We start from the raw sequence: 14,163 nt of genomic DNA on the forward strand, positions 1-14,163 counted from the left end.
TCTTGGCTATGCCTCTCGGAACAGCTCATCCGTGTCGGCGGCTGTGATGGCCCGGTCGAACCAGGTGCCGAGGGTGTCCAGGTCGGCGCAGGTGGTGATGCGTTCGCGGGCAGCCTCGGGGACGTCGATGCCGCGGACTTCGAGGAGGCGGAGGATGTCCTTGGCACGGCTCTCGGTGTGTCCCTCGACGCGGCCCTCGACGCGGCCCTCGGCGTGGGCCTTGATGCGGGTTTCCTCGATGATGGTGCCGCGGCCGGGGAAGCGGCTCGTACGCATTGCCATCAGTTTCCTCCAGTGTGCGCGGGCCTGGGTGTTGTCCAGGCCGACTTCCGTGAATTCCACCCACTCCACCGCGACGTCGTCGCCGACGATGTCCACCGCTGCCGCCAGCGTGTCCAGTATCGCAGGGAGGGCCGGGTCCTTGGCGTGGGCGAGCGCGGAGAACACGGCCAGGGGGAGATCCGCTGCCGCCTCGTCCGGGTCGAGGATCGAGGGAACGTTGTCGGGGCCCAGGACCAGCGGGAAGACCATCATGCTGGTGTGGACCGGCAGTCCGATGCGGATCGGGTTCGCTGCCCAGGAGGCGGTGTTCTTGTCCTGGCACACCACCAGCAGGACCGGGGGCAACTTGCGTTCGGCGTGGACGTGCGCCAAGTAGTACGCCCAACTGCTGAACTTGTCCGGGTCCGGTTTGCCCTGGGACTCCACGAGCAGCAGATAGCCTCCGCCGTCCGCCGTGTCGACCTCGACTTCCAGCAGGGTGTCCACACGGCGTGCCAAGGGCTTGATCTCGGTGAGATCGGTGTCCACGAGCCGGGTGGCCGTCGGTTCGGGGAAGGCGATGCCGGCCTTCGGGAGGACTCGGGCGACCAGCCCCGGATCCTCCCGAAAGATCTGGTGCATCGCCTCATGCGCTGAGCTGACCATGCGATGGAACGTAATGGTCTGAATGCGTTGCTATGGCGCCAAGGTGACTTGTTCAGTCGTTCGAGTGACTTTGCCATGGGAATTTGCCAGGTAGACCTGCGTAGGCGGCTTAGAGGCCGGATTTCGCCATATCGGCCTCCACCCTGGCCTCGAACTCCCTTGCGAAACACCCCGGTTTCGATCACGCTTCTGCGTGTCGACGGGGGTCGGGGGTGGGAGCCGGAAGCGGAGGCTGAGGCGGGAATGGGTGCCACGGAGAAGGTCGTTGGTGGGGCGGCGGAAGTAAGGGAAGCGGTGGCGGGCGTCGTGCGGAGTGACGCCGCTCTGCTGGAGGAGGATCTGGCCGAGTTTCTCAGCTCGTTGACCGCCCCTGCGGCGGTCTCCGCGCAGTCCGTGTACGAGGCCGCCCTGCGGCGCTCCCTCTACCAACCCGTCGCCGACGCCGTCGGGTCCAAGGTGGGCCAGGAGGCGCTGCCCCCGACCGCCGGGGCGCCCGGCGGCAACCGGGCCCCGCTGCGGCCCTCGATGGTCTACTGGGCCTACCGCAACTACCGGGGATTCCCCGACGAGATCGGGGACGGCGGTGCCGAGGCGGACCTGGCTCTCGTCCGGCGGGCCGCCGTGTCCGTACGGGTCATGCTCAAGGCCTTCGTCGCCATCGACGACATTCAGGACGGCAGCGACGTCCGGTACGGCGAACCCGCGCTCCATGTCACCCATGGCGTACCGCTCGCTCTCAACACCGGTTCCTGGCTGATCGCGGCCGTCCTGCGGCACGCGGACGATCCCGCTGTCGTGGACAGCCTGGTGCGCGCGGTCGAGAGCGGCTTCACCGGGCAGGCCGTCGACCTGTCCACGCACACGGCCGAGACCCGCGCCGAACTCACGGCCGCGTCCATCGACGAGCGCGTCGCCTACTGGGAGTCGCTGGCCGCCCTCAAGACCGGCACGCTGTTCCGGATGCCGCTCGACTCGGCACTCGCGGGCCTGCGCGTCGTCGAGGACGAGCAGGACATCCTGGACGTCGCCATGCGCCAACTCGGCCTGGCCAGCCAGCTGTTCAACGACCTCACCGACTTCGTACCCGAGTTCGGCGGCGGCAGGATCCACGAGGACTACGACGGGCTCAGCAACCGGGTCTTCCTCGAACTGCTCGACCCGGAGTCACCGGCTCTGGCGGGGGAGCAGTTGAAGGCCTACGTCCTCGGGCATCCCAAACTGGAGTCGGCACTCCTCGAACTCGCCGCCGAAGCCGTCCGGTTGAAGCGTGACGCCAAGGAGAGCGTGTACCGCGTGTGCCGGTCCGACCGCAGCGCCGCCTACTTCGACCTGACCATCGAACGCAAGGGCCACCTCATCGACCGTCTCCACGAGACGCTCCAGCAGCGGAGCGGTACGTGATGGCCGCCCCGGTTCCGGTTCCGGCCACGGTGGTTGAGCGGCTGCGTGCCAGCACCCGCGACTGGCATGACGCCCTGGAGGCCACTCCCTTCGCGAGCGCGATGATCGCCGGGACACTTCCCGTCGAGCGGTACGTCGGCCAACTCGCTGCCTACCGGGTGGTGTTGGAGGCGCTGGAAGGGGAACTCCCACGCGTCCCGGACCCCTCCTCCGTCCCGGACCCCTCCTCCGATGCCGGCGACGCCGTGTGGTCGCCGGACCTCGTCAAACTCCCGCTCATCGAGCGCGACTTGGCCTACTTCGCCGACCTCGGTACCGTCCCAGGCCCCTGGGCCGCCGAGGAAGCGGACGCCTTCGCCGCCGACATACGGCAGCGCGCCGCCGACGCCGACCTCCCCGCCCTCCTCGGGTACCTCTACGTCATGGAGGGCTCGACGCTCGGCGCCCTCTTCCTCCACTCGTACGTCACCGCCGCCTACGGCCTCCCCGGCACCGACGGAGTCGCCTACTACACCAGCGGCGACCGTGACCGTTGGGCCCGCTTCACATCCCGTATGAACCAGGCCCTCACCGCCCCCGAGGCGCAGGAGCAGATCATCGCGGCGGCCCGGATCGCCTACCGGCACACCGCCGCGATCACCGGGGCCCTGTCCGAGGGCCTCAGCCTGCCATCTCCAACCCCAGCCCCAACTCCCTCGCGATGAGCATCCGTTGCACCTCGCTGGTGCCCTCACCGATCTCCAGGATCTTCGAGTCGCGCCACATCCGGGCCACCGGGTACTCGTTCATGAAGCCGTAGCCGCCGTGGATCTGCGTCGCGTCGCGGGCGTTGTCCACGGCGATCGTGGACGAGTACAGCTTGGCCAGGGCCGCCTCCTTCTTGAAGGGCTCGCCCGATACGAGGCGTGAGGCCGCGTCCCGCCAGGCCAAGCGGGACGTGTGGGCCTTCATCTCCATGTCCGCGATCTTGAACTGGATCGCCTGGTTCGCGCCGATCGGCCGCCCGAACGCCTGCCGTTCCTTGGCGTACTTCACCGACTCGTCCACACAGCCCTGGGCAAGCCCTGTCGCCAGCGCCGCGATCGCGATCCGCCCCTCGTCGAGGATGCGCAGGAACTGGGCGTACCCGCGCCCCTCCTCGCCGACCAGGTTCGCCGCCGGGACCCGGACGTCCGCGAAGGACAGCTCCCGGGTGTCCGAGGCGTTCCAGCCGACCTTCGAGTACGGCGCCGCCACCGTGAACCCTGCCGTGCCCGACGGCACGAGGATCGCCGAGATGTGCGGCCTGCCGTCCGGCTTGCGGCCCGTCACCGCCGTCACTGTCACGAAGCCCGTGATGTCCGTACCCGAGTTGGTGATGAAGCACTTCGTGCCGTTGATCACCCATTCGTCGGTGTCGGGGTCGAGGCGGGCCGTCGTACGGGTCGCGCCCGCGTCCGAGCCGCCGTCCGGCTCCGTCAGGCCGAACGCGCCCAGGATCTCGCCGGTGCAGAGGCGCGGCAGCCACTCCCGCTTCTGCTCCTCCGTGCCGAACAGGTGGATCGGCATCGCACCCAGCGAGACCCCCGCCTCCAGGGTGATCGCCACCGACGAGTCCACCCGCGCCAGTTCCTCCAGCGCGATGCCCAGCGCCAGATAGTCGCCGCCCATACCGCCGTACTCCTCCGGGAATGGCAGCCCGAACAGGCCCATCCGGCCCATCTCACGGACGATCTCGTACGGGAACTCGTGCCGCTCGTAGAAGTCGCCGATCTTCGGGGTCACGACATCGTGCGCGAACTGCTCGACCGTACGGCGGAGTTCTTCCAGTTCGGGGGAGAGCTTGTGGTCCATGGTCGTTCACTTCTCCTGGGGAAGCTGTGAGGCCTGCGCATCCTTGTGGGACAGGGCTCGTACGGTGCGGGACGGGCTCGGTCGGCCCAGTTGCTCCGCCATCCATGTGCTCGTGGCGACCAGGCCGGCGAGGTCGACCCCGGTCTCGATGCCGAGGCCCTGGAGCATCCACACCAGGTCCTCGGTGGCCAGGTTGCCGGTCGCCGACTTGGCGAACGGGCAGCCGCCGAGGCCGCCCGCTGAGGCGTCCACGGTGGTGACGCCGTGCTGGAGCGCGGCCAGGGTGTTGGCGAGAGCCTGCCCGTAGGTGTCGTGGAAGTGCACGCCGAGCACGTTCGCCGGCACGCCCTGTTCGTTGAGGGAGGAGAGCAGCTCCAGGACATGGCCGGGGGTGGCGACACCGATCGTGTCGCCGAGGCTCAGCTCGTCGCAGCCCATGTCCCGCAGCGCCCTGCACACCCGTACGACCTGGTGGATCGGGACCGGCCCCTCCCAGGGGTCGCCGAAGCACATCGACACATAGCCGCGTACGTGCGCCCCCTCGTCCTTCGCCCGCCGCACCACCGGCTCGAACACCGCGAGCGACTCGTCGAGCGTGCGGTTGAGGTTGGCCTTGGCGAAGGATTCGGTCGCGCTGGCGAAGACGGCTACCTGCCGTGCGCCGAGCGCCAGGGCCCGGTCCAGGCCGCGTCCGTTCGGAACGAGCACCGGCAGCCGTACGGGGAGATCGCTGATCTGGGGGAACAGGTCCTCCGCGTCCGCCAGTTGGGGCACCCACTTGGGGTGGACGAAGCTCGTCGCTTCGATCGTCGTCAGGCCCGCGTCGGCGAGTCGGCGGATGAACTCCGCCTTCACCGCCGTCGGCACGGTCGCCTTCTCGTTCTGCAGCCCGTCACGCGCGCCGACCTCGTGGATCCTGACCCGCGCGGGCAGACCCGGGGCCGGTACGACCATGGGGAGCGTCATTTCTCCTCCTCTGCCGAGGCCCGCTCTGCCAAGGACTCCGCGGGGGTGATCACGGCGAGCACCTGGTCCATGGCGACCGTCGTCCCCGGGGTGACGTCCAGCTCGGCGACCGTGCCCGCGTGCGGGGCGGAGATGACGTGCTCCATCTTCATCGCCTCCACGACCAGCAGGCTCTGCCCGGCCGTCACCTCGTCGCCGACGGCGACCTTCACGACCGTCACCGTCCCCGGCATGGGCGCCGTGAGCGAGTCGGCGCCGGAGTGTGCGGAGCCGGTCAGGGCGGCGGCCACGGGGTCGTGGTCGCGCACCTGCCACGCGTCGCCGTCCCGGCCCAGCCACTCGCCGGCGCGGTGGAACGTGTGCCGGATGCCGTCCAGGACCACGGACACCTGATCGTCGGTGACGGTGTGGGTGCCATGTCCCACATGAGTGACGGGTTCAAGTCCCGGCACGCGCAGGGAGAAGCCGACCGGCTTGGGTGTGCCGCCGAGCCGCCAACCGTTGGGCACCGAGAAGGGATCCGTCCAGCCGCCCTCCTCTACCCCCGCCTTCGGCCGCAGCGCCTCCATCCGTACGGCCGCCGCCGCCTCGTACACCTCCTCCGGCACCCCGTCCGGTACGAGGGAGTCCACCTCGCGCTCGACCAGCCCCGTGTCCAACTCGCCCGCCACGACCGCCGGATGGGCGAGGAGCCGGCGCAGGAACCCCGCGTTCGTCGGCACGCCCAGTGTGACCGTCTCCGCGAGGGCGGCGCGGAGCTTACGGAGCGCGGTAGGACGATCCGGGCCGTACGCGATCACCTTGGACAGCATCGGGTCGTACAGCGAACCGACCTCCGCGCCCTCGGCCAGCCCCGAGTCGGTGCGTACGCCGTCACCGGAGGGTTCGCGCAGGGCGAGCACCGTCCCGCCGGAGGGCAGGAACCCGCGGGAGCCCTCCCTGACGGACACGGTCTCCGCGCAGACCCGGGCCTCCACGGCGTGCCCGGTCAGCCGTACGTCCTCCTGTCCGAAGGGCAGTGGCTCGCCCGCCGCGACCCGCAGCTGCCACTCCACCAGGTCGAGGCCGGTGACCAGCTCCGTCACCGGGTGCTCCACCTGGAGGCGGGTGTTCATCTCCATGAAGTAGTACGAGGCGGGATCGCTGCCCGGGACGATGAACTCGACCGTCCCCGCGCCGACGTAGCCGCAGGAGCGGGCCGCCTGGACGGCCGCCTCGCCCATGGACGCGCGCGTGCCTTCGTCGAGGAGGACGGAGGGCGCCTCCTCGATGATCTTCTGGTGCCGCCGCTGGAGCGAACACTCGCGCTCGCCCAGGTGCACGACGTTTCCGTGGCCGTCGGCCAGGACCTGGATCTCGATGTGCCGGGGCCGGTCCACCCACCGCTCCACGAGGAGCGTGTCGTCGCCGAAGGAGGCGCGGGCCTCGCGGCGGGCGGCGGCGATCTCCTCCGCCAGCGCGCCTGCCTCCCGCACCAGCCGCATGCCCTTGCCGCCCCCGCCCGCGCTGGGCTTGAGGAGCACCGGCATGCCGATCTCCCGTGCCGCGTCGGCCAGTTCGGCGTCGGTGAGGCCGCTGCCGCTCGACCCGGGGACCACCGGGACCCCGGCCGCGCGGACCGTCTCCTTGGCGCTGATCTTGTCGCCCATCAGGGAGATCGCGTCGGCGGGCGGCCCGATGAAGACGAGCCCGGCGTCGACGCACGCGCGCGCGAAGCCCGCGTTCTCCGCGAGGAAGCCGTACCCCGGGTGCACGGCCCGGGCGCCGGTGCCGGCGGCGGCTTCGAGGATGCGGGGGACGGACAGATAGCTCTCCGCCGCTGCCGCAGGTCCGATCCGTACCGCCGTGTCGGCCTCCCGGACGTGCCGGGCGTCGGCGTCCGCGTCGGAGAAGACGGCCACCGAACGCACGCCCAGCGCGCGCAGGGTGCGGACGACCCGGACCGCGATCTCGCCCCGGTTGGCGACAAGCACCGTATCGAACATCGTCATCGCCCTTTCGCCTTGGCCTGCGCCTTCGTCATCGTCAGAGGTCCCCTCACGTCTCACATCCGGAAGACGCCGAACTGGGGTTCGCCCAGTGGCGCGTTGGCGCAGGCGGTGAGCGCGAGTCCCAGTACCTGGCGGGTTTCCAGGGGGTCGATGACGCCGTCGTCCCAGAGCCGGGCGGTCGCGTAGTAGGCGTTGCCCTGGCGCTCGTACTGCGCGCGGATCGGGTCCTTGAAGGCGTCCTCGTCCGCCGCCGGCCAGGACTCCCCACGGGACTCCAGCTGGTCCCGCTTGACGGTCGCGAGGACGGAGGCCGCCTGCTCGCCGCCCATGACCGAGATCTTGGCGCCGGGCCACATCCACAGGAAGCGCGGTGAATACGCCCGGCCGCACATCGAGTAGTTCCCGGCCCCGTACGACCCGCCGACCACCACCGTCAGCTTGGGCACGCGCGTGCAGGCCACCGCCGTGACCATCTTGGCGCCGTGCTTGGCGATGCCCCCCGCCTCGTAGTCGCGCCCCACCATGAACCCGGAGATGTTCTGGAGGAACAGCAGCGGGATGCCGCGCTGGTCGCACAGCTCGATGAAGTGGGCGCCCTTCTGGGCGGATTCGGAGAACAGGATGCCGTTGTTGGCGATCACCCCGACCGGGTGCCCGTGGATCCGCGCGAACCCGGTGACCAGGGTCTGCCCGAATTCGGCCTTGAACTCCGAGAAACGAGAACCGTCGACCACGCGCGCGATGATCTCCCGTACGTCGTAGGGGGTGCGGGGGTCGACGGGTACCGCCCCGTACAGCCCGTGCGGATCCACCTTCGGCTCGATGGCCGGCCGGACGTCCCAGGGGAGCGCCCCGCGCGCGGGGAGGGTCGCGGCGATGTTCCGGACGATGCGCAGGGCGTGCGCGTCGTCCTCGGCGAGATGGTCCGTAACACCCGACACGCGCGCGTGGACGTCCCCTCCGCCCAGCTCCTCGGCGGTGACGACCTCACCGGTGGCGGCCTTCACCAATGGGGGCCCGCCCAGGAAGATCGTCCCCTGATTGCGGACGATGACGGCTTCGTCGCTCATGGCCGGGACGTAGGCCCCACCGGCCGTGCAGGACCCCAGCACGGCGGCGATCTGCGGAATCCCGGCGCCGGACATGCGGGCCTGGTTGAAGAAGATCCGCCCGAAGTGGTCACGGTCGGGGAAGACCTCGTCCTGCATGGGCAGGAAGGCCCCGCCGGAGTCCACCAGGTAGATGCAGGGGAGCCGGTTTTCGAGGGCGACCTCCTGCGCGCGGAGATGCTTCTTGACGGTCATCGGGTAGTACGTGCCGCCCTTGACAGTGGCGTCATTGGCGACGATCACGCACTCACGCCCGCTGACCCGCCCGATCCCGGCGATGACACCTGCGGCCGGTGCCTGACCCTCGTACATCCCGTCGGCGGCGAGGGGAGCCAGCTCCAGGAAGGGCGACCCGGGATCAAGGAGCTGGTCCACCCGCTCCCGGGGAAGCAGCTTCCCGCGCGCGGTGTGCCGGGCCCGGGCCTTCTCGCCTCCGCCCAGCCGGGCCACGGCCAGCTTGCCGTGCAGCTCCTCGACCAGCGCACGGTGAGCCGCCTCGTTGGCCCGCCAGGCCTCCGACGCGGGGTCCGCCGCGCTGTGCAGCTCCGGTGCCTCCTGCATCCTGCGGTCTCCTCACCCAGTGGTCGTCCGGCGATCCGCCGACGGCCGACTAGTTAATGAGCGTTAACGCATTTCCTCCAGGTTAACGACCGCTAACCTCCGTGTCTAGAATCATTTGCATGGCCACCAGAACCGACGCCCCGACCCGTCGCGAGCAGATCCTCAAGGAGGCTGCCCGGCTCTTCGCCGAGCGCGGTTTCCATGGTGTGGGCGTGGACGAGATAGGGGCCGCGGTGGGCATCAGCGGCCCCGGCCTCTACCGCCACTTCCCGGGCAAGGACGCGATGCTCGCCGAACTGCTGGTGGGCATCAGCGGCCAGCTCCTGACGGGCGGCAAGCGGCGGGTCGCGGAGTCCGACGGCGACCCCGAGACTCTCCTCGACTCCCTCATCGAGGGCCATATCGACTTCGCCCTGGACGACCGCCCCCTGATCACCCTCCACGACCGCGAACTGGACCGCCTGCGCGACAGCGACCGCAAGCTGGTGCGCCAGCTCCAGCGGCAGTACGTCGAGCTATGGGTGGAGGTGGTGCGCGAGGTCTACCCGGAGCTGACCGAACCGACGGCCCGCTCGGCGGTCCACTCGGTCTTCGGCCTCCTGAACTCGACCCCGCACCTGGGCCGCCCGGGCGCCCTTCCGGGCCGGGGCACCACGGCGGCCCTGTTGCACCGGATGGCCAGGGGGGCGTTCGCGGCGGCGGAGGTGCCGGGCTCGGCGGGAGAGTGACGAGCGTTACGGCCCAACTCCCCTGGACGGGGCTTCGTACTCGCCGGTACGGTTGATCTGAGCAAGCGCTTAGGCAAGTCGAATCGAGGAGGCGGCGGTGCGCCGTACTGTGTTCAACGAGGATCACGAGGCGTTCCGGGAGACCCTTCGTGCCTTCATCGAGGCCGAGGTCGTGCCCGTCTACGACGAGTGGTTCGCCGCGGGCCAGGCGCCGCGCGAGTTCTACTACAAGCTGGCCGAGCTGGGCCTCTTCGGGATCAACGTCCCGGAGGAGTTCGGTGGCGCCGGCATCGACTCGTACAAGTTCGAGGCCGTGATGTACGAGGAGACGTCCCGCGCGGGCGTCCAGTTCGGCGGCTCCGGAGTACACGTCCTGCTCGGTCTGCCGTACATCAAGATGCTCGCCACCGACGAGCAGAAGAAGCGCTTCCTGCCGAAGTTCGTCTCCGCCGAGGAGATGTGGGCCCTCGCCATGACCGAGCCGGGCACCGGCTCCGACCTCGCGGGCATGAAGACCACCGCCAAGCTCAGCGAGGACGGCACCCACTACGTCCTCAACGGCTCCAAGACCTTCATCACCGGCGGCGTCCACGCCGACCGTGTCATAGTCTGCGCCCGCACCGACGCGCCCAGCGCCGAGGACCGCCGCCACGGCATCTCCCTCTTCGCCGTGGACACCAAGTCCGAGGGCTACTCCATCGGCCGCAAGCTCGACAAGCTCGGCCTGCGCACCTCCGACACCGCCGAGCTGGCGTTCGTCGACGTCAAGGTGCCCGTCGAGGACCTCCTCGGCGAGGAGAACAAGGGCTTCTACTACCTCGGCCACAACCTCGCCTCCGAGCGCTGGGGCATCGCCTTCGGCGCCTACGCGCAGGCCAAGGCCGCCGTCCGGTTCGCCCAGCAGTACGTGCAGGAGCGCACCGTCTTCGGCAAGCCGGTCGCGTCCTTCCAGAACACCAAGTTCGAGCTGGCCGCCTGCAAGGCCGAGGTGGACGCGGCCGAGGCCGTCGTGGACCGCGCCCTGGAGGCCCTCGACGCGGGCGAGCTGACCCCCGCCGAGGCCGCCAGCGCCAAGCTGTTCTGCACCGAGGTCGCCCACCGCGTGATCGACCGCTGCCTCCAGCTGCACGGCGGCTACGGCTTCATGAACGAGTACCCGATAGCCCGCCTGTACGCCGACAACCGCGTCAACCGCATCTACGGCGGCACCAGCGAGATCATGAAGTCGATCATCGCGAAGGACATGGGCCTGTAAGGGAGTAGGCCTGTAAGGACATGGTCCTGCAGGACACGGACCCGTAAGGTTCCGGAAATTACTTGCCAGTAGAAATGGCTGCATGAGTCAGGCACTTCAGTCTCTCCTCGATCTGCTCGACCTTGAGCAGATCGAGGAGAACATCTTCCGCGGCCGGTCCCGGCCCGCCATCGTCCCCCGCGTCTTCGGCGGGCAGGTGGCGGCCCAGGCCCTCGTCGCCGCCGGGCGTACGGTCCCGTCGGACCGTCCCGCCCACTCGCTCCACTCGTACTTCCTGCGCCCCGGCGACCCCGGCGCGCCGATCGTCTACACCGTCGACCGCATCCGCGACGGCCGCTCCTTCACCACCCGGCGGGTCGTCGCGGTCCAGCACGGACAGCCGATCTTCCACCTCTCCGCGAGCTTCCAGCAGCACGAGGACGGCCTCGACCACCAGGCCCCGATGCCCGCCGCCCCCGACCCGGCGACCCTCCCCACGGCCGAGGAACAGCTCCCCAGGTACGCGCATCTGGACCCGGCGATCGTCGAGAAGTTCCTGGAGTCCCGCGAGGCCGTCGACATCCGCTACGTCGACGACCCGCCCTACGGCAGGTTCGGCGAGCCCCGCGAACCGCGCTCCCAGGTCTGGTTCCGTACGAACGGCAAGCTCGGCGGCGCGGTGGACGAACCGCTGCTCCACGTGTGCCTCGCCACCTACGTCTCCGACTACACGCTGCTCGACTCGGTCCTGCTCGCGCACGGACGAGGCGGCTGGGCGGTGAACGACGTGGTCGGCGCCTCGCTGGACCACGCGATGTGGTTCCACCGCCCGTTCCGCGCCGACGAATGGCTGCTGTACGACCAGGAGTCGCCGTCCGCGTCCGGCGGCCGTGGGCTCGGCCAGGGCCGCATCTACACGCAGGACGGACAACTGGCGATCACGGTCATCCAGGAGGGCGTGATCCGGGTCCCACGCGCCTCCTGACCAGCTGTTTCTACGCGCTTTCGCTTTCGCTTTCGCTTTCGCTGTCGGTTTCGCTCTCGTTCTCGCCGAGCAGCCCGGCCTCGTTGAGCAGGAACGCCGTCAGCGGGTCGTAGAAGCGCGGGCTCGTCACATGGTCGTCGAGCGGAACGGCCACCTGGAGGGTGCCTTCCGACTCGGCCAGGAACAGCGCGGGGTCGTTGCAGTCGGCGTACCCGACCGAGTCGATGCCGTGCTGTCCGGCGTACCCCGCCCAGCCGTGGTCGGCGACGACCAGGTCGGGCAGCGGACGGCCCTCGCGCTCAAGTCCCGTAAGAATCGCGCGCATCGGCTCGCCGGAGTGGGTGTGCCACAGCGTGGCCCCGTGCTCCAGCACCGCCACGTCCGCGAACTGGAAGACGTACCCCTCGTCCGTCGTCAGACCGTCCGGGATGACGACGATCTCGCAGCCGGCGGACCGCAGCGCGTCGGCCGTGGCGCGGTGCACGTCGAGCAGGCCGCCCGGGTGGCCGGTGGCGAAGAGGACCCGCTGCTGGCCGTCGGCCGCCTTGCGCAGCCGGGCCGCGAGCCGCTCCAGCGCGGCGACCGTCAGCTCGGGGTCGATGGTGTCCTGGCCGTACCGGTGTTCGGGATCGTCGTTCACGCCGACGCGCTCGGCCATCACCGCGAGCACGTCCTGCTCGTCGGTCCAGCGGTCGCCCAGCTCCAGCCCGAGCCAGTAGTGCCGTTCGCCGTTCGCCAGCTTGCGGTAATGGGAGAGGTTGTTCTCGCGGGGCGTGGCGACATCACCCGCGATACGGGTTTTCACAAGGTGATCGACAAGCTCGGCGCGGCTGGGAATCCCGGGTATCGGCATGCCTCCCATTGTGAGGCAGACAACAGCCCGCGTGCCCGGCGTCCCGACCGCTGGGACGCAGGTCACGCCACGTCAGTACTGCCTTATCGCGAACCACAACTCCATCCGTACGTCGGGATCGTCGAGGTCCGTGCCGAGGAGGGCCGTGCAGCGCGCGATCCGCTGCCGGACGGTGTTGCGGTGCACGGCCAGCGCGACCGCCGTACGGTCCCAACTCCCGTGCAGGGAGAGCCAGGTGCGCAACGTGTCGACCAGCGCCGGGGCCCCGGCGATCGGCGCGAGGAGGGTGCGGGCGTGGGCCGCCGCGTCGGCTTCGGGGACGAGGTCCGAGAGCGCGGCCCGCTCGCCGTGGCGGACGAGGGGCGTACGGGTCGCCCTGGCTCGGGCGAGCGCGCGGGCCGCCTGGGTGTCGGCGGACGGCCACTCGCGCGGACCGGCCGGGGCGCTCACCCCGCACGTCCAGCCGGGCTGCGGGGCGACCTCACGACCGGCGGGCAGCAGGACCCGTACGACATCCCCGTCGACGTCGACCAGCGGTGAGCCGAGCGCCGTACCGAGCGCCGAGGCGGTCACCGGATCGGGGGCCGGCCCGTCGGCTGCTTCGGGCCGCGCGTGTACGACGGTCCAGCGCTCGCCGCCGCCCAGCAGAGGCGCCACGGTCTCCGGTGCCGCCCCCAGCAGCAGCCGTACGAGGGCCGAGGAGCGGGCGGCGCCGGTGCCGCTCTGGTGTTCGCCGGTGAGGAGGGCGAGGAGTACGGCGGCCACGGAGGCGATCGTGTGGTCGCCGGACGTACGTTCGGGTGCCGCGACGGCGAGTACGAAGCCCTGGCCGGTGCCGAGGGCGTAGGCGGCGAGACGGGTGCCGGCGGTGGGGTCGGTGTCCGTGGCGGAGGCGGGGCCACGGGTGGGCCGGACCACGGCCGCGAGGTCGGCCAGGGAACCGGCTGCGTCCGTCTCCCGCCCCGCAGCCGCGATCTCCGCTCCGTCCGGCCCGTACAGCACCGCCCGGCCACCCACTCGCTGGGCCAGCTGGCGCAGCACGGAGGGCACCGGGTCCGGGCGGGACGCGGCGGCGGCCAGGCTCTGCTGGGCCTCCGTCACGCGGCGGAGTTCGGCCAGCCGGGCCTGCGCCATGAGCTGCCAGACGGCACGGGCCACGCCCGAGAAGGTCGTCCGCGGCGGGACCTCGACGAGCGGCAGCTCGTACGCGTCGCAGGCCTCGACCAGCGCCCGCGGCACGCTGTCGTGCACCGGCGCCACCCCGAAGCCGAGCGCGGCGCCGCCGGCCTCGACGATCCGGGAGACGTAGTCGTCGAAGTACGTCCCCGACCCGGCCGCCTCCGGGATGTGCACCCCGGCCGTCAGCAGCAGCTCACCGCCGAGCAGATACGGGTACGGGTCCGCCATTTCCGACGCGTGCGCCCAGTGGATCGCCGGGTCGGGGGCGGTCGGGCCGGCGATCTGGCGCAGGGCGAGGTCCTCGCGGGCGAGGAGGGCGGAGAGGGGGACCGGGGGTGTGGGCGGTACGGAGGGGGCCGGGTCCGGCAGGGTGGACATGATGGATGTTCCATCCGT

12 protein-coding genes are annotated in these 14,163 nt (G+C 70.5%); 5 read left to right on the forward strand and 7 right to left on the reverse strand.

Going from position 1 to position 14,163, the window contains the following annotated elements; genetic code table 11:
* Window positions 1-6: 6 nt before the first annotated feature.
* A complete protein-coding gene (locus tag LUX31_RS30160) occupies window positions 7-927 on the reverse strand; it encodes a hypothetical protein (protein ID WP_235478458.1) in 921 nt (306 codons plus the stop codon).
* Window positions 928-1,170: 243 nt separating this feature from the next.
* Here LUX31_RS30160 and LUX31_RS30165 point away from each other — a divergent pair, with 243 nt between their 5' ends.
* Window positions 1,171-2,328, forward strand: a complete 1,158-nt coding sequence (locus LUX31_RS30165; protein ID WP_235478459.1) for a polyprenyl synthetase family protein — start codon at window positions 1,171-1,173, stop codon at window positions 2,326-2,328.
* The gene (locus LUX31_RS30170) at window positions 2,328-3,032 is read left to right on the forward strand and encodes a biliverdin-producing heme oxygenase (RefSeq protein WP_235478460.1); all 705 of its coding nucleotides are present in this window, start codon (window positions 2,328-2,330) and stop codon (window positions 3,030-3,032) included. Before LUX31_RS30165 ends, LUX31_RS30170 begins: the two co-directional genes overlap by 1 nt.
* On the opposite strand, the gene LUX31_RS30175 is transcribed toward LUX31_RS30170, so the two are convergent.
* Genes LUX31_RS30175 through LUX31_RS30190 form a run of 4 tightly spaced genes read right to left on the reverse strand, consistent with a single transcriptional unit; the run spans window position 2,989 to window position 8,788 of the window.
* Window positions 2,989-4,161: an acyl-CoA dehydrogenase family protein gene (locus LUX31_RS30175; RefSeq protein ID WP_235478461.1), complete on the reverse strand. Its 1,173-nt coding sequence runs from the start codon at window positions 4,159-4,161 to the stop codon at window positions 2,989-2,991. The genes LUX31_RS30170 and LUX31_RS30175 overlap by 44 nt on opposite strands.
* Before the next feature lie 6 nt (window positions 4,162-4,167).
* On the reverse strand, window positions 4,168-5,127 hold the full coding sequence (locus LUX31_RS30180) for a hydroxymethylglutaryl-CoA lyase (protein ID WP_235478462.1): 960 nt from the start codon (window positions 5,125-5,127) through the stop codon (window positions 4,168-4,170).
* Window positions 5,124-7,112, reverse strand: a complete 1,989-nt coding sequence (locus LUX31_RS30185) for an acetyl/propionyl/methylcrotonyl-CoA carboxylase subunit alpha (protein ID WP_235480111.1) — start codon at window positions 7,110-7,112, stop codon at window positions 5,124-5,126. The genes LUX31_RS30180 and LUX31_RS30185 overlap by 4 nt, the downstream gene beginning before the upstream one ends.
* Window positions 7,113-7,171: 59 nt before the next feature.
* Window positions 7,172-8,788: a carboxyl transferase domain-containing protein gene (locus tag LUX31_RS30190; RefSeq protein ID WP_235478463.1), complete on the reverse strand. Its 1,617-nt coding sequence runs from the start codon at window positions 8,786-8,788 to the stop codon at window positions 7,172-7,174.
* A 119-nt stretch (window positions 8,789-8,907) separates the two neighbouring features.
* Between LUX31_RS30190 and LUX31_RS30195 the strand changes: the two genes are divergently transcribed.
* The 3 genes from LUX31_RS30195 (at window position 8,908) to tesB (ending at window position 11,735) form a co-directional block, all read left to right on the forward strand.
* On the forward strand, window positions 8,908-9,516 hold the full coding sequence (locus LUX31_RS30195) for an SACE_7040 family transcriptional regulator (RefSeq protein WP_235478464.1): 609 nt from the start codon (window positions 8,908-8,910) through the stop codon (window positions 9,514-9,516).
* 97 nt (window positions 9,517-9,613) lie between these two features.
* Window positions 9,614-10,771 carry an acyl-CoA dehydrogenase family protein gene (locus LUX31_RS30200; RefSeq protein WP_235478465.1) on the forward strand — a complete coding sequence of 386 codons (1,158 nt, stop codon included), beginning with the start codon at window positions 9,614-9,616 and terminating at the stop codon, window positions 10,769-10,771.
* An 82-nt stretch (window positions 10,772-10,853) separates the two neighbouring features.
* Window positions 10,854-11,735 carry an acyl-CoA thioesterase II gene (tesB, locus tag LUX31_RS30205; RefSeq protein WP_235478466.1) on the forward strand — a complete coding sequence of 294 codons (882 nt, stop codon included), beginning with the start codon at window positions 10,854-10,856 and terminating at the stop codon, window positions 11,733-11,735.
* Between the two features lie 10 nt (window positions 11,736-11,745).
* On the opposite strand, the gene LUX31_RS30210 is transcribed toward tesB, so the two are convergent.
* Both LUX31_RS30210 and LUX31_RS30215 read right to left on the reverse strand, forming a co-directional pair.
* The gene (locus LUX31_RS30210) at window positions 11,746-12,588 is read right to left on the reverse strand and encodes a phosphatase (protein ID WP_235478467.1); all 843 of its coding nucleotides are present in this window, start codon (window positions 12,586-12,588) and stop codon (window positions 11,746-11,748) included.
* Window positions 12,589-12,660: 72 nt separating this feature from the next.
* Window positions 12,661-14,145: a PucR family transcriptional regulator gene (locus LUX31_RS30215; protein WP_235478468.1), complete on the reverse strand. Its 1,485-nt coding sequence runs from the start codon at window positions 14,143-14,145 to the stop codon at window positions 12,661-12,663.
* Between the last annotated feature and the right edge of the window lie 18 nt (window positions 14,146-14,163).

It is taken from the genome of Streptomyces sp. GQFP (assembly GCF_021545335.1).
Taxonomy (GTDB): domain Bacteria; phylum Actinomycetota; class Actinomycetes; order Streptomycetales; family Streptomycetaceae; genus Streptomyces.

Coding starts and splice junctions, on each gene's coding strand:
- LUX31_RS30160 (WP_235478458.1), bottom strand. CDS start 927: ATGGTCAGCTCAGCGCATGAGGCGATGCACCAGATCTTTCGGGAGGAT.
- LUX31_RS30165 (WP_235478459.1), top strand. CDS start 1,171: ATGGGTGCCACGGAGAAGGTCGTTGGTGGGGCGGCGGAAGTAAGGGAA.
- LUX31_RS30170 (WP_235478460.1), top strand. CDS start 2,328: ATGGCCGCCCCGGTTCCGGTTCCGGCCACGGTGGTTGAGCGGCTGCGT.
- LUX31_RS30175 (WP_235478461.1), bottom strand. CDS start 4,161: ATGGACCACAAGCTCTCCCCCGAACTGGAAGAACTCCGCCGTACGGTC.
- LUX31_RS30180 (WP_235478462.1), bottom strand. CDS start 5,127: ATGACGCTCCCCATGGTCGTACCGGCCCCGGGTCTGCCCGCGCGGGTC.
- LUX31_RS30185 (WP_235480111.1), bottom strand. CDS start 7,112: ATGTTCGATACGGTGCTTGTCGCCAACCGGGGCGAGATCGCGGTCCGG.
- LUX31_RS30190 (WP_235478463.1), bottom strand. CDS start 8,788: ATGCAGGAGGCACCGGAGCTGCACAGCGCGGCGGACCCCGCGTCGGAG.
- LUX31_RS30195 (WP_235478464.1), top strand. CDS start 8,908: ATGGCCACCAGAACCGACGCCCCGACCCGTCGCGAGCAGATCCTCAAG.
- tesB (WP_235478466.1), top strand. CDS start 10,854: ATGAGTCAGGCACTTCAGTCTCTCCTCGATCTGCTCGACCTTGAGCAG.
- LUX31_RS30210 (WP_235478467.1), bottom strand. CDS start 12,588: ATGCCGATACCCGGGATTCCCAGCCGCGCCGAGCTTGTCGATCACCTT.
- LUX31_RS30215 (WP_235478468.1), bottom strand. CDS start 14,145: ATGTCCACCCTGCCGGACCCGGCCCCCTCCGTACCGCCCACACCCCCG.